Raw genomic sequence first — 19261 nt, forward strand, 5'->3', positions numbered from 1 at the left:
GGGAAATAATTATGAGTAAATTAATTAAATCATTCTTTTCACTATTATTCTTAATTAGTTTTACAGCTTCTGTTTCAGCAGCTGATTACAATTTAAGAATGACAATGAACTCCAATGATCAAGATGAAGACTATGATGGTGCAGTAGTATTTAAAAACTACGTAGAAGCAGCATCAAATGGAAAAATATCTGTAGAACTTTTTGTAGGTACTCAGTTATGTTCTAAAGGAGCAGAATGTTTACAAGGTGTTTCTGATGGAAGCATCGACGTTTACATTTCTACTTCTGGAGGAGCAGCTGGTGTATTCCCGTATGTTCAAGTTTTAGATTTACCATATCTAATGGCAGACGACAGAATTGCTGAAGATGTTATGCAAGGTGATTTTGTGAGAACTATGAGACAAATGGCTCTTAAAGATTCAGGCGATACAATAAGATTAATGACTATCGGTAACACTGGTGGATGGAGAAATTTTGCTAACACTAAAAGAAGAGTTGCAGAACCATCAGACATGAAAGGTCTAAAAATCAGAACTGTTGTAGCTGACTTACCTCAAGAGCTTGTAAGAGCTTTAGGTGCATCTCCAACTCCTATTCCATGGCCAGAATTATTTACATCTTTTCAAACAGGTGTAGTTGAAGGTTCTAAAAATGGAATAACTGACATCATGAACATGAAGTTTCCAGATGCAGGTCTAAAATATGTTACTTTAGACGGTCATGCATACATGGGAGCACTTTGGTGGATGAACAATGCAAAATATCAATCTATGCCAAAAGAACTTAAAAAAGTTATTACGGATGGATTTTATGCATTGCAACAAGCAACATTTGCATCTCCAAAAAGAAAATCAATCAAAGCATATGAAGACTTTGTAGCAGGCGGTGGAGATTTATATGTTCCAACTCCAGCACAAAAAGCTAGCTTTAAAAAAGCTGCTAGTCCAGTTTATGATTGGTTTAAGTCAAACGTTAAAGGTGGAGGACAAATCTTTGACGCTTTAACAAGTGCAGTTGCTGATGCTGAGAAAAAAGCATCAAGTGCATACGACAAAGACTTATAATCTTAATTTAATGATGGGGCGGATTTTATTATTCGCCTCATTACCTAAACGGATAAATCCAAGCTTTGTAATCTTTAATAAGTATATGCGCTTTTTCAATTTGTTCAGGAGTCATTTTTTTAACTACTTCTTCTTGAGAAATCGCAGCATCAGGATCGCCTCCAATAGCAGACAAACCATACCACATGTAAGCTCTAACAAGATCAGGAGCAGGAAGTCCTCTACCGATTTCATAATACCATCCAACACCCGATTGAGCACCGGGATGACCTTTCATCGAAGATCTAAGATACCATTCAAAAGCTCTAACATCGTCTTGCTCAACTCCAAGACCCATTGCATACATTATTCCAATAAGCTCTTCAGCATCAGCGTTTCCAGATCGAGCGGCTGGCATCAGCTCTTCCATAGCTTCTTGAAATTTTCCAGCTTCCATCAAGTCTCTAGCATTTTCAATTTCTGCAAAAACTATAGATGGAATAAAAAAAATTATAAAAAAGTATCTCAACATATAAAAATATTAATATTTATAATTCCATTTTTAATTTCAGCAAACAAAACATATTCAATTGAATTACCAAAACCTTTAACAAGTAATGATTTTCATAAAGTTGATATGGAAAAAGTAAAAATAGGAAGACTTTTATTTCATGATAAAATTTTATCTGCTAATCGTAATATTGCTTGTGCAACTTGTCATAGCCATGACCTAGGAGGGTCTGATGGACTCTCATTAGGAATTGGTGAAGGAGGACATGGTATTGGATTAGAAAGAACAGCTGGATCAGGGGATGATAAAATTAAAAAACGTATTCCAAGAAACGCTCTAGCATTATGGAATTTAGGATTTAAAGATATTACCACATTACTTCACGATGGAAGAGTGACTAAATCTGATATATTTGGAAATGGTTTTAATACCCCAGCACAAGAACTGCTTCCAAAAGGTCTTGATAATATAGTAGCGGTACAAGCTTTATTTCCAATGACAAGACAATTCGAAATGGCTGGCAATCCAGGTGAAAATGAAATTATAGGATTGGTTTCAAAAGTTGGTAAAGACAGCATGAGAATTGATAGAGTCTGGCCAGTAATCGCTCATAGAATAAGAGGAGTTCCTGAATATGTTGAGATGTTTAAACATGCTTTTGATGATGTGGATAATGCTTTAGACATAAATATTACACATATAGTAAACTCAATTGCAGCTTTTGAAATTCATGAATGGACATCTTTTGACTCTCCATTTGATGAATATTTAAACGGAAATAAATCAGCTTTAAATTCAAATCAGATTGCAGGTATGAATTTATTTTATGGCAAAGCTAATTGTAGCTCATGTCATTCAGGGTCTTTATTGTCTGATCAAAAATTTCACTCAATAGGTATTCCACAATTTGGACCAGGCAGAACCAGACCATTTGATCCTTATGCACGTGATGTTGGAAGAATGGTTGAAACAGATGATGTGGATGACATGTATAAATTTAAAACACCCGCTCTAAGAAATGTTTCTTTAACGGCACCTTATGGTCATAATGGTGCTTATCCAACACTTAAGAGCATAATTAAACATCATTTAAATCCAGTAACTATGAATAAAAATTGGAAACCTCAATATGCAAATTTACCAAAGGCTCCATGGTTAGAACAAATAGATTTTGTGACTTTTTCTGACAAAAGAGAACAGGATAGAATTATTTCAAGTATAGATATCAAGCCAATAGATTTAAGTGAAAAAGAAATTGATCAATTAGTCTCTTTTTTACAATCTCTAACTGGAAAAAGTGGAAATCAAAGACCACTCGGTAAACCAGAAAAAGTACCAAGTGGATTAACAATTGATTAAATTTATTTAATTAAACTGATAGATAATAAATATGGAAAAAATTAAATATGGAATAATTGGAGCTGGCACGATGGCTCGAGAACATATTTTAAATTTATCTTTGATAGACGAAGCTGAAGTAGTTGCTCTTTCAGATCCTCACGAAGAGTCTTTGAAACAGTGCCAAGAATTACTTAAATCAGAAGTTGTTTGCTTTAAAAATCACCAAGATTTGATTAAAGAAAATTTAGTCGATGTATATATAATCTCATCTCCTAATTTTACTCATATTCAAATTTTAAAAGATGTAATTCAAACTAAGAAACACATATTGGTTGAAAAACCTTTGTGTACTACGACAAAAGATTGTTTAGAAATAGAAAAACTTACTAAAGATTATCCATCAGTATTTTGGACTGCAATGGAATATAGGTACATGCCTCCTGTTTCAAAATTTATTAAAGAAATTCACAACAAAACAATTGGTGATCTAAAAACATTAACAATAAGAGAGCACAGATTTCCTTTCCTAAAAAAAGTAAATGACTGGAACAGATTTGAAAAAAATACCGGAGGAACTTTAGTTGAAAAGTGTTGTCATTTTTTTGATTTGATGCGTTTTATTGTTAAGAGTGAGCCCGTAAGTGTTTATGCGAGTGGGGGACAAGATGTAAATCATTTAGATGAGGAATATGATGGGAAAAAACCAGATATTATTGATAATGCTTACGTAATTGTTAATTTTGAGAATGGTTCTAGAAGTATGCTTGAGCTTTGTATGTTTGCTGAAAATTCTGAAATGCAAGAAGAGTTAACCGCAACGGGAAACATCGGTAAAATTGAAACTTCAGTTCCTTCAAACGAGTCTGGAAAAACTACTTCTGATGTAAGAATTGGTATGAGAGATGGAAAAATTAAACAAGAAAGCGTTAGTGTGGATCCAAAAATACTTGAAGCAGGACATCATCATGGTTCAACTTATTATGAGCATTTAGCATTTATAAATGCAGTAAAAAATAAATTAAAGCCAGAGGTATCTTTGAATGATGGATTAATTGCAGTTGCTGTTGGAGAAGCTGCTGAGACATCAATTAAACTTGGAAGAGTAGTTAAGTTAAACGAAATAATTACTTAAAAAAATCAATTGCCTTTTTAACTATAAAATTGCTAACTCTAATATTTGACTCTGTAGTAACACCTGAAATATGAGGAGTTAAAATACAATTCATTTCAGATGTTATTTTTTCGTATAAATCTTTTTTAATAGGTTCATTTTCAAACACATCTAATGCAAATCCTGAAATTAGATTTTGATCATAAGCATCTATAAGATCATTCTCATTTACAACACTACCTCTAGAAGTATTGATTATAATTGGCTGTTTTTGCATTTTAGAGAATGAAGACTTGTTGATTAAATTTTTAGTCTCTTCTGTTAATGGTAAATGTAAAGAAATAATATCTGCATTTTTAAATACTTCTTCTAATGAAGATAATTTATAATTTTTTTCATTATCTTCTAATTTTTTAATATAAGGATCATAAGCTAAAACATTCAGTCCATTTTTCATACTATAGTCAGCAACTTTTCTGCCAATGGTACCAAAACCCACTATTCCAATACACTTTCCATTTATTTCAGCAGATTTAATAGCTGTTCTAGGCCAATCACCTTTGATCGTTCCATGATGAAACATAGGAATTTTTTTTATCAAAGACATCGAGGATGAAATCACATACTCAGCTACAGAGCCTGCATTCATGCCGGTTGCAGGTTGGACATGAATATTTTTGGTTTTACAAAATTCAGTATCAATGTTGTCTAAACCAACACCTAATCTTCCTATAAATTTTAAATTATTAGCGTTAGATAAAATATCTTTATTTGCTTGAGTTTTATTTCTGACAATTAAACCATCATAATCTTTAATAATTTCTTTAAGCTCATCTTTTTTTTTCCAAAGCTTTTCATCAAATTTGATTTCAAAACTCCTGTTTAGATCGTTCAAACTGTCTTGATTAATAAACTCTGTTATTAATATTTTAGCCATACTTACTTATATATATTTTTAACTTAAATTGAATAACTTACTTTTTAATTGAAATAGTTGTTGGCCTTATTGAATTTGAAACAATATTTCTAGAAAGTTTTATCTCTCTTAAAACGATATAAATTCCAGCACCAATTATAAAAACATTTCCTAAATAAATATTCCAAGTAGGGATTTCATTAAAAATATAAAAACCGATCAATGCACCGATTAATAATTGAACATATTGTGTGTTCGCAAATATTGAAGCAGGAAGATGTCGAGCAGAATTTATAATAAAAATCATTCCCATTCCTCTTAATAAACCTGCGTTAAAATTTAAGAAAAAATCTGTTTTAGTCATTGGTATATAAAGCTCAAATGTAATCACACCTGAAATAACAATTAAAATTAACTTTCCAATTATTAAAAATGAATACACACTCTCTGATTGACCATATTTTTTAACCAACAAATGACCCACAGACCCAAAAATTGGTATTAACAATGCTAATAACACATAATTGTTTATTTCTTTTCCAAAAGGATCGATTGCAATTATTGTTCCAATAAAACCTACTAATATTGCCGTATATCTTCTCCAACTTACTTTTTCTTTTAGAAAAATTACAGAACCAATTGTTAATACAAAGGGTGTAAAGAAGATTATGCTATACATAGTTGTAAGTGGAAGTTTATTTATACAAAGAAAAAATAATCCCATTGAAATTATTAAAGTTATTGCTCTAACTAAATGTACAAAAAAGTTTTTAGTTTTAATTTTTTTCCAGGAATTTCTAACTTGTGTGTAAAGTAAAATTGGCAGTAATGCAGATAAAGAATTAATAAATATGATTTGTGTTACATGATAATAATTTGTCAATTCTTTTGCTATAGAATCCATAATAACAAATAAAGAATAGCCAAGAATTGCTAAAAAAAAGTCTACCGAGTAGACACGGGTTGTTACTGAATTCATTTATTAATTTTTATAATAATTTTGAAAGATCTCTTTTACTATTCTTAAACGTTGGTAAAGGATATTTAAAGGCATATTTACGTGGAATGCATTTTTCTTTTGCTTTTTCCCAAAGAGCTAACCATTGTTTAAAATTCTGAATTTTGAGATTTTTTTTGTTTTTACTTCTTACGTAGAAATTTGGAAGTGGATCTCTTCCAGAAGGTTGGCCGGCTACGTTATATCTAAGGTCTGCACTTATTCTAAAATCATTTGATCTGTTAGGCAGAGAACAATGAATTGAATGTTTGTGTAAAAGAATTACATCCCCAACATCTGCCTCTAAGTGAATATGTTCCATTTTATCTAGTAATTTGCTGTCTTTAATTTCTACTTGGCCCCTATAACCAGCGATATGATTTAATAATCCCATTTTATTAATTTTCTTAACCGTAATCATGCACCCATTTTTTTTTGTGGTTTTTGTAAAAGGTATCCATACAGTAACCATGTCAGTTAGTTTTTGTCCTTTAGTATTAAGAACAGCAGCATCCTGATGCCAAGGTGTTCTTCCACTTAAACCATCAAATACAGAACCTTTTGGTAATTTTTTTTCTGGTTGTTTAATTCTAGTGTTTTGTACTGGATTAGACATGATTTCTTTGCCTAAAATTTTTTCGACAACATCTAAAATATTTTTATTAGTAATCAAATTCCATAAAGATTGAGTAGCAAAATAATCACTATCTTTCTTAACGTGATCTCTTGGCAATCTAGTATTAAAATATTGATCTAAATCATCAATTTTTAATTTTGATATATATGAATATTTTTTTTTAAAATCTAAATTAAGAATTTTTTTTACATCCTTTTTTTTTGCAAATTTTTGGATTAAGCAATCCATTACAAATTCCATGTCATTAAGGATTGGCTTTAAATCTCTTTGATAGTTAAGAACATTTTTTACTCTCAAATATCCTTGTTCAAATAATTTCTTTTGTAGATTATTTGTCATTAATAGAACCTAGTAGAATTTATTAACAATATCAATTCTTAGGAGCAGTTGTTAAATAATTTGCATCATGAAAAGAAGTTAACATTTTTTTCTTAGTACTGATGATATGTGGATAGTAAGCTGTTCCTTTAAAATTCCAAATAACAGGTTTATTGAGTGCATAACTTCCATAAATAAAAAATCTTTTTGGACAGTTTTTTTCTAAAAAACGCTTAACTCCGTGATAAGAATTTGGTGTAGATTGAAAAAATACCACAGTTCCTTTCTTTGGAGTAAATGCTTTTACTATTTCTAATTCACTCATTTTTGGAAATCGTCTGAAACTTTTTCTTAAATTTTTCTTTGATTTTTTTCTATAAATTGTAAGTGATCCTCCATTTTTTTTTGGAATATCCGTTAGATAAATTAAGAAATTATAAAGTCTCGTAATATCATCTCTATGAGGACGCAATCTGTATCCTCCTTTAGAAACCGAAAAATCAATATCTAAATTAACTTTTGGGTTAGTGTAATTGTTTCCTAACATTTTTTTTAACTCACTTGAATTTAATTTCTTTTTAATAGTAAATTTTTTTTGATTAAATATTTTTGGTTTATGTGTGTTTGTCCAAGATCCATCTTTAAAATTTTTAGAAAAAAGAGTTTCAATTTTTTTATAAAATGCTTTGCTATTAAAAAGTTTGAAGAGTTTTGCAGAATTATTTGAAGATTTAATATAGTTATTAAAATTTTTTGAGCCTTTATTAATTCTACTTCGACCACCCATAATCATGTCGTCAAAAGCTTTAGATTTACTAATTTCATCAATTAATAAATTGCAAGTATTTTTCTCAAGAACTTTGTCTCCAACTAGTACAGGAAAATTACTTTTAATTTTTTTTAATCGATTAATTTTAAGCATTAACTATACATACCTTCTTTCACCTTAATCATTTTATACATTAGGTCATTTAAAGGTGTTTTTACTCCATGTTTTTTTCCAATTTTAGAAACAGCACCACTTATAAAATCAATTTCTGTTTTTCTTTTGTATTGAACATCAAAAGCCATTGAAGATTTGTTAGTTTGCATCGAATCTACAATTTTATTGAACATAAATAGACACTCATCTTCAGAAACATTAACTCCATCAGCAAGCGCTACTTCTCTTGTCTCTAAAATGATTTCTTTACCAAGTCCTCTTGAAACATCATTAGCCTTATTATTTACGTATAGATCGGTGTGATGTAGATCAAATATAGCTGAAAGAGGACCAATTGCTGTTAGGGCAAAAAGTTTCATCCATTTTCTTTTTTTTACATCTTCAGCTGCAATCATTTCTAAATTGTGTGCCGTAAAAGTGTCAGCTATTTCTGTAATTCTTTCAGTTACTCCTCCTTCATATTCACCAATCCATGAAGGTAATGCACCATGGTTCATTATATGACCTGGTCCTAAAATATTTGAAGCTTGTGTTGTTGTTCCACCGATTACCTTTTCATTTCCAACGATACTTTGAATTATTGCTTCATGACCAATTCCATTTTGAAAAGACATGAAAACTGTTTTTTCACCAATAATATTTTTAATGCTATTTAGTGCTGGTTCTAATGCAGTTGCTTTACACATAACAATCACGGCATCCATTTTATCTAGCGATGACGGATCTGAAGTAGCATTAACTTTAATTATACGATCACCACCGTGACCATCCATTTTTAATCCATCTTTATTAATTGCATCTACGTGCTCTTTCCAAACGTCAATTAAAGTTACATTTAAACCTTTTTCAGCTAGCAATCCTCCAAACAGGCAGCCCATAGCACCTGCACCTAATACGGCTACTTTCAAATCTTTATTTATCATCGTTACCTTTTTTAAATTATTTATGTATAGAAATTATATATATTATCTATAGACAATATGCAAAATAAATTATAGCTTATTAACATCATGCAATTAAAAATAGAAAAAGGAACTTTCACAAATCATTCACTTGAAGATATAGCGAGTGCATTAAAAAAAGGACTTTCAGAAAATTTTAAAAATGTTGAAGTAGAAGTTGTAGATTGTCCTAATCTTCGTGAATGGGATTGTCCATCTGAAGGAATTAGCGGTAACCAAAAAATCATAGATGTTGGTGGTGAGCCATACATGCATGATCCTAATTTTATTGGTGCTGAATTTGATTACCAAGAAATTTCTAAAATGATTGGATCAGAAAAATCTTATGCTTTAGGTGCAGGATCTGGTGCAATGTCGTGTTTAGATGGTCACTGCGGAGAATTAGTAATTAATGAAAATTTAATTACTGACGAGTCTAGATCTATAATTGCAAGAGTAAGTCCTGATAAAAAATGTATTGTTGAAAAATATAGTGCACGAAAACACGGTGGACTTGGAAATATTTATTATACCGATGGTAAAAAAGGAAAAGTAATTAAAATAAAAATCAAAGGAAGATCAGGTAATCAAGGTTCACTTCCGCAAGCAATGAGGTCTTCATTATCAAATAATTTAAATCTTAAAGAAAATGAACAAGTTGCTATCGCAGGTGTGTTTAGAATTTTAGAAGGAAAAGTAAGATCGCATGTTCAACCAGATTATAAAGATATTAAACATGAATACTATGATCCAAAACAAATGAAGTGTGTAAAAGATTTTCTTCAATTTTATGAACCTGTTGGTCCAAAATTGCAGTGTTATTCAGTTCTATGGACTGGAGATCCTACAGGAGGAGAATTGAATTTAAGAGAGTCTGGTGAACATACGCATTTTCATTCTTATGAACATGATAAAGATGCTGGTCATTATCATTTTGATGTAACACCAGATGAAATCGAATATGAGGGATATTTTAATACAGCTTCAGAAGTGCATAGAGTAAATAACATTTATAAAGAGCTACTAAGCAAAAATAGTATTGAATAGAAAACTTAATAAGTTTAAGTTTATTTAAATGAAAAGACAGTTTAAGTATCCAAAAAATTTTGAAGAACAGAAAAAAATTTCAAAATCAACTCAAAAAAGAATTACATTAGCTGAAATTTCACTTGGAGATTTTGAGGGAAGGTTAGCAAATGATTTATTAAATTGGTTTTCTCTGACACCTCAACACTGGATTATGTTGCATATGGTGATGCTTGCTTATTATAAAAATAAATCTATTACAAAAAATGAACTATTAAGAGTTATAGAGAAATCTTATTTAACTTCTAACGTTTATATCGATACAGCAATCAAAAAAGGTTATTTTAGAATTATTAGAAACGAAAAGGACAAAAGATCAATTTTTATTTTACCATCAGTTGTTACCATTAAGACTTTTGAGGAATTTATTGATCGAAGAGACGTTCTTTATAAAGGTATTTAATGAAGAATGTATATACATGGGCTGCAAAACCAGCCAAAAGATCAACCACAGTAGGTGATTTAAAAGCAGCCAAAGGTAAAAGAAAATTTACTCAAGTTACCGCAAATACTGTTGATGAAGCATCAGCTGCAGAAAAAGCTGGTTTTGACATGATTATTGCTAATGCTAAGAATGTTATTCCAGTTAGGGAAGGGTCAAAAAATCTTTTTTTAACCGCAGCTTTAGTTTTGAATGAATATGTTACAGCAGATGACATTATACGTGGAGCGTTTAAAGCTTTAGAAAATGGTGCAGATGCCGTGATGACACCACGAAGTATGGATATAGTAGAAATGTTAGCAAAGGAAGATGTACCTGTTATGGGTCACTTAGGATTAGTTCCAAGAAAATCAACTTGGATAGGTGGACTTCGAGCTGTTGGTAAAACAGCAAAAGAAGCTTATGAGTTATTTCAAAAATTTAAAAGATTAGAAGATGCAGGAGCTTTTTCTGCTGAGTGCGAAGTAATTCCTGAAAATGTGATGGGAGAAATTTCTAAACGAACAGATATTGTTACTGTCTCATTAGGATCTGGAAGAAATGCTGATGTGATGTATTTATTTATGGAAGATATTTGTGGTGATACCGAAAATCCTCCAAGACATTCTAAAGCTTATGGAAATTTATTAAAACTTAGAAATGAAATTAAGGTTGAAAGAGTTAAAGCTCTTAAAGCATTTAAAAAAGATTCTATGGCTGGAAAGTTTCCAAGTAAGAAACAATCCTCTAATTTAGATAAAAATCAATTTGAAGAATTTTTAAATCAACTTGATTAATAAGTAGCGTCGTCGTCTTTTTTAGACAAAGAACCTTTCATCTTATCAACAGTTGCTTTAGCACCAGCACTTAAAGCTCTTAAATCAGATGCTATCGTTACAAAATCAAAACCTTTTTCAATCATCTTCATTGCGTAGTCTGTTGTACCATTGTGAATTCCTGCAAAAATATTATTTTTCTTTGCATGTTCTAGAATTCTCAAAATTTCAGAATAAGCTTTTGTAGTTTCAGCTCGATCAAAGCCAGGCTTTTCTCCAATTGCTAAACTTAAGTCTGCAGGCCCAATATAAATACCATCAACACCTGGTGTAGACATTATCTCATCTAAATTTTCCAAAGATTCTTTAGTTTCTATCATTGCTAATTTAAGAATTTCTTCATTAGCATGATCTGCATAATCTGCACCACCATAAATTAATCCTCTAACAGGACCAAAACTTCTATAACCATCAGGTGGGTACATACAAGCTTGAACAAAATTTTCAGCTTCTTTTCTATTACTTACCATTGGACAAACAATTCCATAACAACCAGCATCTAAAATTTTCATTATTTGGCCTGGTTCATTCCAATTAACTCTAGCAAGTGGAGTGACATCTGTTGTCGAAATGGTTTGAAGCATTGGAAGAGCATTACTGTAATCAACTAATCCATGCTGCATATCTATAGTTAATGAATCCCAACCTTGATGTGCCATTGCTTCTGCAGATGCAGTACTTGGAATTGCGCACCAACCATTAATGACGGGTTTACCGTCTTTCATCATTTGTTTAATTTTATTTTTTCTCATTTTTATACCTTTAATGCCATGTGCGTGTATTTAACGTTTAGATAATCTTTGATCGCCATTGATCCACCTTCACGTCCATAACCAGTTTGTTTGATACCACCAAAAGGAGCTTCTGCTACAGCAACTGCCCCAGTATTAACAGCAACACAACCAGACTCTAACATTTCAGAGCCTCTATTCGCTTGATCCATATTATTTGTGTACAAATAACTACATAAACCAAGGTCGTTATTGTTTGCTCTTTCAATGACTTCATCAAATGTTTTAAAAGTAAGAACAGGCACTAAAGGACCAAATGGTTCTTCTCTCATAATTGTAAAATCATCTTTTACGTTATCAAAAACAGTTGGTTCATAAAAATAACCTTTGTTAAAACCTGAAGGTCTTTTTCCTCCCATTAAAATATCAGCGCCTTCATTTTTTGTTGTCTCAACTAGTTTTTCAATTTCCTCTAATCTTTTTGCAGTTGTTAAAGGACCTAAAATAGTTCCTTCATCCATACCGTTTCCAATTTTTAACTTCTTTGCTCTATCCATAAACGCTCCAAGAAATTCATCCTTTTTATTTTCTTGGATATAAAATCTATTTGGAGAGATACAAACTTGTCCATTGTTTCTGAATTTTGCAGTAATCGCAATATCTGCAACTTTATTCATATCAACATCATCACATACAATAAAAGGTGAATGACCACTAAGTTCCATTGTTACTCTTTGAACTTTATCTGCTGCTTTCTTTAATATTAATTTACCAACTCTTGTTGAACCGGTAATTGATACTTTTTTAATAATATCAGACTCTAATAATTCATTAGAGATTTCTGCAGGATCACCAGATAATAAATTAACCACACCATCAGGTACACCAGCCTCTTTGCAAATATTAACTAATTCCATAACTGCACCTGGTGTAATTACATCTGGTTTACAAATTACAGAGCAACCTGCAGCTAGTGCTGTTGAAATTTTTCTAGCAGCTAAAATGATTGGAAAGTTCCATGGTATTAAAGCAGCCACAACTCCTACTGGCTGATAATAAACATGAACTCTTGTATCAGGAAATCTACTCTGAACTGTTTGACCGTAAATTCTTTTTGTTTCTTCAGCATTCCACTCAAATATATCAGCTCCTCCACCAACTTCTCCAACTCCTTCAGCAAGAGGTTTACCAACTTCAAGTGTTAACCATTTAGCAAGAACATCTTTTTTCTCTCTCATTAGATCTGCAATTTTTCTAATTACATATGACCTTTGCCATGGTGTAATGTTACTCCAAACTTTAAGACCTTTCTCAGCTGACTTTAATGCTTTTTGTACATCCACTGAAGATGCTTTTGATGCTTTTCCAATCACTTCCTCTGTTGCAGGATTGATTACATCATAGGTTTCTTTTTTTTCTGCTTCTTGCCATTTTCCATCAATGAATTGTCCAAATTTGCTATACATAATTTTTTATTTTTTTTAAGGTTTACTAAGTTAGGTTTTTTATTTTATAAATATAAATATATAAACACTATACATAAAAAAAAATAAACTTATTTATGAAAAAAATCACTCTTACTTGTGCACATGCAATCGTTAAATATTTAATAGCTCAAAAAATATTAATTAATGGCAAAAAAGAACCACTCTTTCCTGGTGTCTTTGGAATTTTTGGACATGGAAATGTAGCTTGTTTGGGGCAAGCACTTGAAGAAAATCAAAAAGAATTACCAACTTATAGAGGTCATCATGAACAGAATATGGCTTTAACTGGAATAGGTTATGCTAGAGCTAAGAGAAGACAACAAATTTTTGTTGCTACTTCATCTGTTGGTCCAGGAGCAACCAACATGGTTACTGCAGCAGCTGTTGCAATGAGTAACAGATTGCCAATTTTATTTTTACCAGGTGATACTTATGCAAATAGAATGCCAGATCCGGTATTGCAACAAGTTGAACATTTTAATAATCCAAGTGTAACTGCAAACGATGCTTTCAAACCAGTTACAAGATATTTTGATCGTATAACTAGACCTGAACAAATAATTCAATCATTTCCAATGGCAGTTCAAACAATGTTAGACCCTGCTGATTGTGGTCCTGCTTGTATTGCGTTAAGTCAAGATATCCAAGGTCAAACTTTTGATTATCCAGAAGAATTTTTCCAAGAAAAAATTCATACAATTAGAAGACCAAGACCAGATGAATTTCAAATTAAAGAGGCAGCTGAGAAAATTAAATCTTCAAAAAATCCAATCATAATATCTGGAGGTGGAGTTTTTTATTCAGATGCAATGGAAGAATTAAGTCAGTTTGCAATCAAGCACAATATTCCAGTTACACAAACTGTAATGGGTTACTCAACAATGAAAAGAGATCACTCTCATTTTGCAGGTCAAATTGGAGGACTTGGTGGAAAAAATACAAACTCATTAGCAAAACAAACTGATCTTGCGATTGCAATAGGTACAAAGCTTGCTGATTTTACAACAGGATCATGGGCAAACTTTGAAAACGAAAATTTCAAATTAGTTTCAATAAATGTATCAAGACATGATGCTAATAAACATTTAGCACAAGCTGTTGTTGGAGATGCAAAAGTTTCTTTAACTGAACTTTCTCAAGCTTTAGGTGGTTGGAAAGCAGGAGAAGATTGGAATAAAAAATCTCAAACTGAACTTAAGTCATGGAACGAACATATAGATAAAGAGAGTGCTCCAACTAATCAGGAAGTTCCAAGTTATGTTCAGGTAATTGGTGCTATTTACAGAAATTCTGATCCAACAGATATCGCAGTTACAGCTGCAGGAGGTTTGGTAGGTGAAGTAATTCAAGTATGGAGACCAAGAGAACTAAACACTCATGAAACAGAATGGGGTTTTAGTTGTATGAGTTATGAAATATCTGGAGCATTAGGAATTAAGATGGCTAATCCAGATAAAGAAGTGATCTCATTTGTTGGCGATGGTTCTTATTTATTAAATAATACTGATATTTATTCTTCAGTAATTACAAAAAATAAATTGATCATCGTTGTTTGTGATAATGGAGGTTTTGCAGTTATAAACCGACTTCAATTATTCAAAGGTGGAAAAGAGTATAATAACTTATTAAAGAGCTCAAACACACCTGGCTTAGTTGATGTAGATTTTGCAAAACATGCAGAAAGTATGGGGGCTAAATCTGAACACGTTACTTCAATTTCAGATCTTGAAGCTGCATTTAAAAGAGCTAAAGCATCCGATGTAACTTATGTTATTTCAATTAAAACTCATGCTTACAAATGGGTAGAAGGATCATCTTTTTGGGATAGTCCAACTTTAGAAATTCCAACTACTAAAGAAAATGAAGAAGCTTTAAAACTTTACAAAGAAGGAAGAAGCAAGCAAAGACAAGGTATTTAATCCTTTATGAACAAAGTATTTAAAGTAGGCCTTATAGGTTGTGGTCATATTTCAGAAACTTATTTTAGAGCTGAAAAATATTTTAATAATATAAAGATAGTTAAATGTGCTGATATTAATCATGCTAATGCACTTAAATGTGCAAAGACATACAAAATTAAAGCATTATCGGTAAAAGATTTATTAAAAGATCAAGAAGTAGAAATCATATTAAATCTAACTATTCCAAAAGCTCATTATCAAGTTGCTAAGCAATCATTGTTGAATGGTAAACATGTTTATTCTGAAAAACCTATGGCCATTAACTTTAAAGATGGTTTAGACCTTGTTAAAATTGCAAAGAGAAAAAAACTTTATATAGGAAATGCACCTGATACTTTTTTAGGTGGTGGAATTCAAAAATCAAAAGAGTTAGTAGAAAAAAATATATTAGGTAAAATTTCATTAGGAAATGCAATTTTTGCATTTCCAGGTGTTCAATCCTATCATCCAAATCCAGAACCTTGGTTTGCTAAAAAAGAAGGTGGTCCAGTTATAGATATGGGCCCTTACTATCTAACAGCTTTAGTGAATTTATTGGGACCAGCTAAAAAAGTCACTGGAAGTATAATGGAAGGAGTAAAGAGACGAACAATTGGAATTGGACCTAAAAAAAATAAAACCTTTAAAGTTGAATGCCCAACAACATATTTATCAACAATTCAGTTTGAGAATGGCACAATTATAAGATTAACTTTATCATTTGATGTTATTGCGCATCAAAGAAATCACATTGAATTATATGGAAGTAAAGGTTCCATGATTGTACCAGACCCAAATATGTTTGGTGGATCTGTTTATGTTTGTAATAAATTAGGGGATCCTTGGAAAGAATATAAAACAAACAAAATGCATCTTGGTAAAATCAACATAAGATCACAAAGTTCTAGAGCGAATGAATCTCCTACAAATGCAAATTACCGGGGAGCAGGATTAGCAGAAATGGCTTATTCAATTGAAAATAAAAAAATAAATAAATGTAATGGAGAACTATCTCTTCATGTTTTAGATATCATTCAATCAACAATGAAAGCATGTAAGACAAATAAGCCACAAGTAATTAAAACTACATGCAAAAAACCAAGTTTATTTCAAACAAAAGATATAAAGAAAATATTGAAATAATCTTTATAATCAAAATATGAAAGTCCAATATTTTGACTTAAAAGATAAACGTGCTTTAGTTTCAGGTGGAGCATCTGGTATTGGAGCATCAATAGTTGAACATCTTTGTGAACAAGGTGTTGAGGTTTATTTTTTTGATATAGATAAAAAAGAAGCTCAAAAATTAATTTCGAAAATTAAAAAGAAAAAACAAAGAATACCTACTTTTCAATTTTGTAATATTAAAAATATAAAAAAATACAAAACTCTAATCCAGAGCATTATTAAAAAAAAAGGTCCAATTGATATTTTGGTAAATAATGCATCCAATGATCAAAGGCATACACTTGAAGAAGTTACCGAAAAATACTGGGATGACAGAATGGCAATAAATTTGAAACACTATTTGTTTGCTATTCAAGCAGTTAAAAAAAGCATGATTAAAAACAAAGGTGGATCAATTATAAATTTAGGTTCTGTTAGTTGGATTAGAGGAGCCGTGATGTTTCCAGCATATAGCACAGCAAAAGCTGCAATTTTTGGTTTAACAAAATCTTTAGCTAGAGATTTAGGACAACATAATATTAGAATAAACTCTATTGCACCTGGTTCAGTTGCAACTAAAAGACAGTCAAAATTATGGTTAAATCCAAAATTTAAAAAAGAAATTCTGGATAAACAGTGTCTTAAAAAACAAGTATTACCTGAGGATGTTTCAAGGATGGTTTTATATTTGGCATCAGATGTTTCATCTGGATGCACTAAACAAAATTTTACGGTAGATGCTGGTTTAATATGAGGCTTAGCTTAACTTCTTTTTATTTTCAGCCATTGATAATGCAATTTTAAATGAATTTAAAATTGGAGCTAAATTAGCTTCATTTTTTCCAGCAATTGCAAAAGCTGATCCATGTGCAGTAGTTGTTACAGGAACTGTTAACCCACCTTGAACTGTAACCCCTCTATCAAAACCAAATGCTTTAAGTCCAGACTGAAGTGCATCATGATACATTCCAACCATACAATCATGGTTTTTATTTTTATAAGCAACCACAAAAGATGTATCACATGGTAACGGACCATCTGTATTAAATCCAAGTTTTTTTGCTTCTTCTATTGCTGGAATAATTTCATCTTTTTCTTCGGTACCAAATTCAGCATGTGGGTTAAGTGCCTGAACTGCTATTCTAGGATTTTTTACGCCATTCAATTCCATAACTTCATTAATTAATTTAATAGGCTTTAAGATATTTTCTTTTGTGATGTGCTGTGCAACTTCTTTAATTGGAATGTGAGAGGTTACTCTTGCAGTCCAAAAATTATCTATAACATTAAACTCACAACAAAAACTTTTTACATCTAATTTTTCAGCCATTAATTGTAATTCATCTGAATGGGTATTTCCTCCAAGTTTCAAACTTGTTTTATTCATTGGAGCAAAATTGATTGCATCAATTTTTTTTTCTTTAGCAAGATTTAGTGCTAAATCTAAAGCCTCTAAAACACTTTCACCCGATTCTTTTGAAGGTTCAGCTATTTTATATTTATGGTTTTTTCCTTTTGAAATGTCTAGTAAATATCTGTTCGATTTATTAAAATCAATTTGATCAAAGCTTTCTACGACTTCAAGTTGGTGAGAATTGCCAGTTACATTATTTCCACTCTCGAGAATTTGTTTTTCGCCAATAACAACAATATTTGCTTTATTAGTTATTTCTTCACTTAATAATTTTGAAATAAGTTCAGGTCCTATTCCTGCAGGATCACCAAGTAGTAGAGCTATGTTAGCTTTTGTTTGAGTCATTTTTTACTTTACGTTTTGTATCAGAATATGATTATATATTTATATATAAGTTATATATATAAAAACTAAATAAACTAAAGAGGGAAATAATGAAAAAAAGCTTTAAACTATTTTTAGCAGCTGCTTTTTTAGTAACTGAATTTTTTGTTGTAGCTCTTCCATTAATGATCACTTCAGCAAAAGCTGATGGACATCCAATACAAGCAATTACTCACGCTGGTTTTGGTGGTGGAACTGACGTTACTACTAGAATGATGTTATTAAGAGCGAGAAGAGTTCTTAAACAAGATATGCAGTTAGTTAACAAAAAAGGTGGTGGTGGAGCAGCATCTATGGATTACATGATGTCTTTACCTGCAGATGGTAACCACACTTTAACTTGGACTACTGGTCACGCAGTATCAATGGCTTTAGGAAAAACTAAAGTAAAATTAAGCGATATGCAGCCTTTAGCAAGAGGTACAGACGATCCTCAATTATTTGTTGTTAACTGTAACAATGAAATTAAAGATGCTAAAAAATTCATTAGCGCGCAAAAATCAAAATCACTAAAATATGGAACAACACACACTGGTGGTATTGATGATGTTAGTGCAATTGCATTTACTAAAAAAGGTGGATTAACAGATCCAACTATTGTTGCTTACAAAGGTGTAGCGCCAATTAAAACTAACCTAATCAAAGGTGATATCGATGTAGGTGTTTTAAACTTAGGTGAAGCATTAACTGAAATCAACGAAGGTAAACTTTGTGTATCAGTTGTTTTAGCAAATAATAGAATGGCTAAAATTGGTGACTCTCCAACAGCTAAAGAATTAGGAATTCCTGTTTCTTTATCCACTGTTAGAGGTTTCGTAACTAAAAAAGGTGCTCCAGCAGACAGAGTAAAACAGTTAGAAGCTGGAATGATGAAAGCTATGAGCCACAACTATTACAAAAATTTCTTAACAGAAATTGGTCTTGATGACACTAGTGTAGTTGGTGCAGATGAGTGGGGTAAGCAAATGGAAGAAATGCTTGCTGAAATGACTGCTCAGCTAAAAGCTTTAGGTTACATTAACTAATCTAATTAAAAG

The 19261-nt window shown here is 31.3% G+C and carries 19 protein-coding genes; 10 read left to right on the forward strand and 9 right to left on the reverse strand.

Annotation, left to right across the window (positions count from 1 at the left end; all coding sequences use genetic code 11):
• The first annotated feature begins 11 nt into the window (after positions 1-11).
• A complete protein-coding gene (locus tag ACTTAW_RS03695; RefSeq protein WP_440635021.1) occupies positions 12-1064 on the forward strand; it encodes a TRAP transporter substrate-binding protein in 1053 nt (350 codons plus the stop codon).
• A 40-nt stretch (positions 1065-1104) separates the two neighbouring features.
• Here ACTTAW_RS03695 and ACTTAW_RS03700 read toward each other — a convergent pair whose 3' ends face one another.
• Positions 1105-1575, reverse strand: a complete 471-nt coding sequence (locus ACTTAW_RS03700) for a tetratricopeptide repeat protein (RefSeq protein WP_262589483.1) — start codon at positions 1573-1575, stop codon at positions 1105-1107.
• A gap of 105 nt (positions 1576-1680) precedes the next feature.
• On the opposite strand from ACTTAW_RS03700, the gene ACTTAW_RS03705 reads away from it, so the two are divergent.
• Both ACTTAW_RS03705 and ACTTAW_RS03710 read left to right on the forward strand, forming a co-directional pair.
• The gene (locus ACTTAW_RS03705; protein ID WP_440651185.1) at positions 1681-2913 is read left to right on the forward strand and encodes a cytochrome-c peroxidase; all 1233 of its coding nucleotides are present in this window, start codon (positions 1681-1683) and stop codon (positions 2911-2913) included.
• Positions 2914-2944: 31 nt separating this feature from the next.
• A complete protein-coding gene (locus ACTTAW_RS03710) occupies positions 2945-4027 on the forward strand; it encodes a Gfo/Idh/MocA family protein (protein ID WP_440651186.1) in 1083 nt (360 codons plus the stop codon).
• On the opposite strand, the gene ACTTAW_RS03715 is transcribed toward ACTTAW_RS03710, so the two are convergent.
• The 5 genes from ACTTAW_RS03715 to ACTTAW_RS03735 are packed head-to-tail and all read right to left on the reverse strand — an operon-like array spanning position 4020 to position 8740.
• A complete protein-coding gene (locus ACTTAW_RS03715) occupies positions 4020-4943 on the reverse strand; it encodes an NAD(P)-dependent oxidoreductase (protein WP_440651187.1) in 924 nt (307 codons plus the stop codon). The two genes, ACTTAW_RS03710 and ACTTAW_RS03715, sit on opposite strands and share 8 nt — an antisense overlap.
• 37 nt (positions 4944-4980) lie before the next feature.
• A complete protein-coding gene (locus ACTTAW_RS03720) occupies positions 4981-5901 on the reverse strand; it encodes a DMT family transporter (protein WP_440618618.1) in 921 nt (306 codons plus the stop codon).
• A gap of 10 nt (positions 5902-5911) precedes the next feature.
• A complete protein-coding gene (locus ACTTAW_RS03725; RefSeq protein WP_440651188.1) occupies positions 5912-6895 on the reverse strand; it encodes a phytanoyl-CoA dioxygenase family protein in 984 nt (327 codons plus the stop codon).
• A 31-nt stretch (positions 6896-6926) separates the two neighbouring features.
• Positions 6927-7796 carry a 2OG-Fe(II) oxygenase gene (locus tag ACTTAW_RS03730; RefSeq protein ID WP_440651189.1) on the reverse strand — a complete coding sequence of 290 codons (870 nt, stop codon included), beginning with the start codon at positions 7794-7796 and terminating at the stop codon, positions 6927-6929.
• Entirely contained in the window at positions 7796-8740 is a 945-nt protein-coding gene (locus tag ACTTAW_RS03735) for a ketopantoate reductase family protein (protein ID WP_440651190.1), read from the reverse strand. Before ACTTAW_RS03735 ends, ACTTAW_RS03730 begins: the two co-directional genes overlap by 1 nt.
• 87 nt (positions 8741-8827) lie before the next feature.
• Here ACTTAW_RS03735 and ACTTAW_RS03740 point away from each other — a divergent pair, with 87 nt between their 5' ends.
• The 3 genes from ACTTAW_RS03740 to ACTTAW_RS03750 are packed head-to-tail and all read left to right on the forward strand — an operon-like array spanning position 8828 to position 11062.
• Positions 8828-9805, forward strand: coding sequence for a DUF1907 domain-containing protein (locus ACTTAW_RS03740; protein ID WP_440651191.1), 978 nt, complete (start codon positions 8828-8830; stop codon positions 9803-9805).
• A gap of 28 nt (positions 9806-9833) precedes the next feature.
• The gene (locus ACTTAW_RS03745) at positions 9834-10247 is read left to right on the forward strand and encodes a MarR family transcriptional regulator (protein ID WP_262589473.1); all 414 of its coding nucleotides are present in this window, start codon (positions 9834-9836) and stop codon (positions 10245-10247) included.
• Positions 10247-11062 (forward strand): 3-methyl-2-oxobutanoate hydroxymethyltransferase, encoded by an 816-nt coding sequence (locus ACTTAW_RS03750; RefSeq protein ID WP_440651192.1) that lies wholly within the window; start codon positions 10247-10249, stop codon positions 11060-11062. Before ACTTAW_RS03745 ends, ACTTAW_RS03750 begins: the two co-directional genes overlap by 1 nt.
• Here ACTTAW_RS03750 and ACTTAW_RS03755 read toward each other — a convergent pair.
• Both ACTTAW_RS03755 and ACTTAW_RS03760 read right to left on the reverse strand, forming a co-directional pair.
• Complete coding sequence (locus tag ACTTAW_RS03755) at positions 11059-11853, reverse strand: HpcH/HpaI aldolase family protein (protein ID WP_440614577.1); 795 nt, start codon at positions 11851-11853, stop codon at positions 11059-11061. The two genes, ACTTAW_RS03750 and ACTTAW_RS03755, sit on opposite strands and share 4 nt — an antisense overlap.
• A 2-nt stretch (positions 11854-11855) precedes the next feature.
• Positions 11856-13298 (reverse strand): NAD-dependent succinate-semialdehyde dehydrogenase, encoded by a 1443-nt coding sequence (locus ACTTAW_RS03760; protein WP_440651193.1) that lies wholly within the window; start codon positions 13296-13298, stop codon positions 11856-11858.
• A 95-nt stretch (positions 13299-13393) separates the two neighbouring features.
• Here ACTTAW_RS03760 and iolD point away from each other — a divergent pair, with 95 nt between their 5' ends.
• From iolD to ACTTAW_RS03775, 3 genes are read left to right on the forward strand one after another with little or no spacing between them, the layout of a single operon-like run.
• The gene (gene iolD, locus ACTTAW_RS03765; protein ID WP_440651194.1) at positions 13394-15238 is read left to right on the forward strand and encodes a 3D-(3,5/4)-trihydroxycyclohexane-1,2-dione acylhydrolase (decyclizing); all 1845 of its coding nucleotides are present in this window, start codon (positions 13394-13396) and stop codon (positions 15236-15238) included.
• A gap of 6 nt (positions 15239-15244) precedes the next feature.
• On the forward strand, positions 15245-16402 hold the full coding sequence (locus ACTTAW_RS03770) for a Gfo/Idh/MocA family protein (protein WP_440651195.1): 1158 nt from the start codon (positions 15245-15247) through the stop codon (positions 16400-16402).
• Between the two features lie 16 nt (positions 16403-16418).
• Positions 16419-17180, forward strand: coding sequence for an SDR family NAD(P)-dependent oxidoreductase (locus tag ACTTAW_RS03775; RefSeq protein WP_440651196.1), 762 nt, complete (start codon positions 16419-16421; stop codon positions 17178-17180).
• Positions 17181-17183: 3 nt separating this feature from the next.
• On the opposite strand, the gene ACTTAW_RS03780 is transcribed toward ACTTAW_RS03775, so the two are convergent.
• Positions 17184-18185, reverse strand: a complete 1002-nt coding sequence (locus tag ACTTAW_RS03780; protein ID WP_440651197.1) for a 4-hydroxythreonine-4-phosphate dehydrogenase PdxA — start codon at positions 18183-18185, stop codon at positions 17184-17186.
• Between the two features lie 89 nt (positions 18186-18274).
• Between ACTTAW_RS03780 and ACTTAW_RS03785 the strand changes: the two genes are divergently transcribed.
• Positions 18275-19249, forward strand: coding sequence for a Bug family tripartite tricarboxylate transporter substrate binding protein (locus ACTTAW_RS03785; protein ID WP_440647715.1), 975 nt, complete (start codon positions 18275-18277; stop codon positions 19247-19249).
• The last annotated feature ends 12 nt before the right edge of the window (positions 19250-19261 follow it).

Source organism: Candidatus Pelagibacter sp. HIMB1495 (assembly GCF_052047955.1).
Classification (GTDB): Bacteria; Pseudomonadota; Alphaproteobacteria; order Pelagibacterales; family Pelagibacteraceae; genus Pelagibacter.

What these genes read in the sequence shown, in the direction of transcription:
- ACTTAW_RS03695 (WP_440635021.1), top strand. Translation starts at nt 12, where the DNA reads ATGAGTAAATTAATTAAATCATTCTTTTCACTATTATTCTTAATTAGT.
- ACTTAW_RS03700 (WP_262589483.1), bottom strand. Translation starts at nt 1,575, where the DNA reads ATGTTGAGATACTTTTTTATAATTTTTTTTATTCCATCTATAGTTTTT.
- ACTTAW_RS03705 (WP_440651185.1), top strand. Translation starts at nt 1,681, where the DNA reads ATGGAAAAAGTAAAAATAGGAAGACTTTTATTTCATGATAAAATTTTA.
- ACTTAW_RS03710 (WP_440651186.1), top strand. Translation starts at nt 2,945, where the DNA reads ATGGAAAAAATTAAATATGGAATAATTGGAGCTGGCACGATGGCTCGA.
- ACTTAW_RS03715 (WP_440651187.1), bottom strand. Translation starts at nt 4,943, where the DNA reads ATGGCTAAAATATTAATAACAGAGTTTATTAATCAAGACAGTTTGAAC.
- ACTTAW_RS03720 (WP_440618618.1), bottom strand. Translation starts at nt 5,901, where the DNA reads ATGAATTCAGTAACAACCCGTGTCTACTCGGTAGACTTTTTTTTAGCA.
- ACTTAW_RS03725 (WP_440651188.1), bottom strand. Translation starts at nt 6,895, where the DNA reads ATGACAAATAATCTACAAAAGAAATTATTTGAACAAGGATATTTGAGA.
- ACTTAW_RS03730 (WP_440651189.1), bottom strand. Translation starts at nt 7,796, where the DNA reads ATGCTTAAAATTAATCGATTAAAAAAAATTAAAAGTAATTTTCCTGTA.
- ACTTAW_RS03735 (WP_440651190.1), bottom strand. Translation starts at nt 8,740, where the DNA reads ATGATAAATAAAGATTTGAAAGTAGCCGTATTAGGTGCAGGTGCTATG.
- ACTTAW_RS03740 (WP_440651191.1), top strand. Translation starts at nt 8,828, where the DNA reads ATGCAATTAAAAATAGAAAAAGGAACTTTCACAAATCATTCACTTGAA.
- ACTTAW_RS03745 (WP_262589473.1), top strand. Translation starts at nt 9,834, where the DNA reads ATGAAAAGACAGTTTAAGTATCCAAAAAATTTTGAAGAACAGAAAAAA.
- ACTTAW_RS03750 (WP_440651192.1), top strand. Translation starts at nt 10,247, where the DNA reads ATGAAGAATGTATATACATGGGCTGCAAAACCAGCCAAAAGATCAACC.
- ACTTAW_RS03755 (WP_440614577.1), bottom strand. Translation starts at nt 11,853, where the DNA reads ATGAGAAAAAATAAAATTAAACAAATGATGAAAGACGGTAAACCCGTC.
- ACTTAW_RS03760 (WP_440651193.1), bottom strand. Translation starts at nt 13,298, where the DNA reads ATGTATAGCAAATTTGGACAATTCATTGATGGAAAATGGCAAGAAGCA.
- iolD (WP_440651194.1), top strand. Translation starts at nt 13,394, where the DNA reads ATGAAAAAAATCACTCTTACTTGTGCACATGCAATCGTTAAATATTTA.
- ACTTAW_RS03770 (WP_440651195.1), top strand. Translation starts at nt 15,245, where the DNA reads ATGAACAAAGTATTTAAAGTAGGCCTTATAGGTTGTGGTCATATTTCA.
- ACTTAW_RS03775 (WP_440651196.1), top strand. Translation starts at nt 16,419, where the DNA reads ATGAAAGTCCAATATTTTGACTTAAAAGATAAACGTGCTTTAGTTTCA.
- ACTTAW_RS03780 (WP_440651197.1), bottom strand. Translation starts at nt 18,185, where the DNA reads ATGACTCAAACAAAAGCTAACATAGCTCTACTACTTGGTGATCCTGCA.
- ACTTAW_RS03785 (WP_440647715.1), top strand. Translation starts at nt 18,275, where the DNA reads ATGAAAAAAAGCTTTAAACTATTTTTAGCAGCTGCTTTTTTAGTAACT.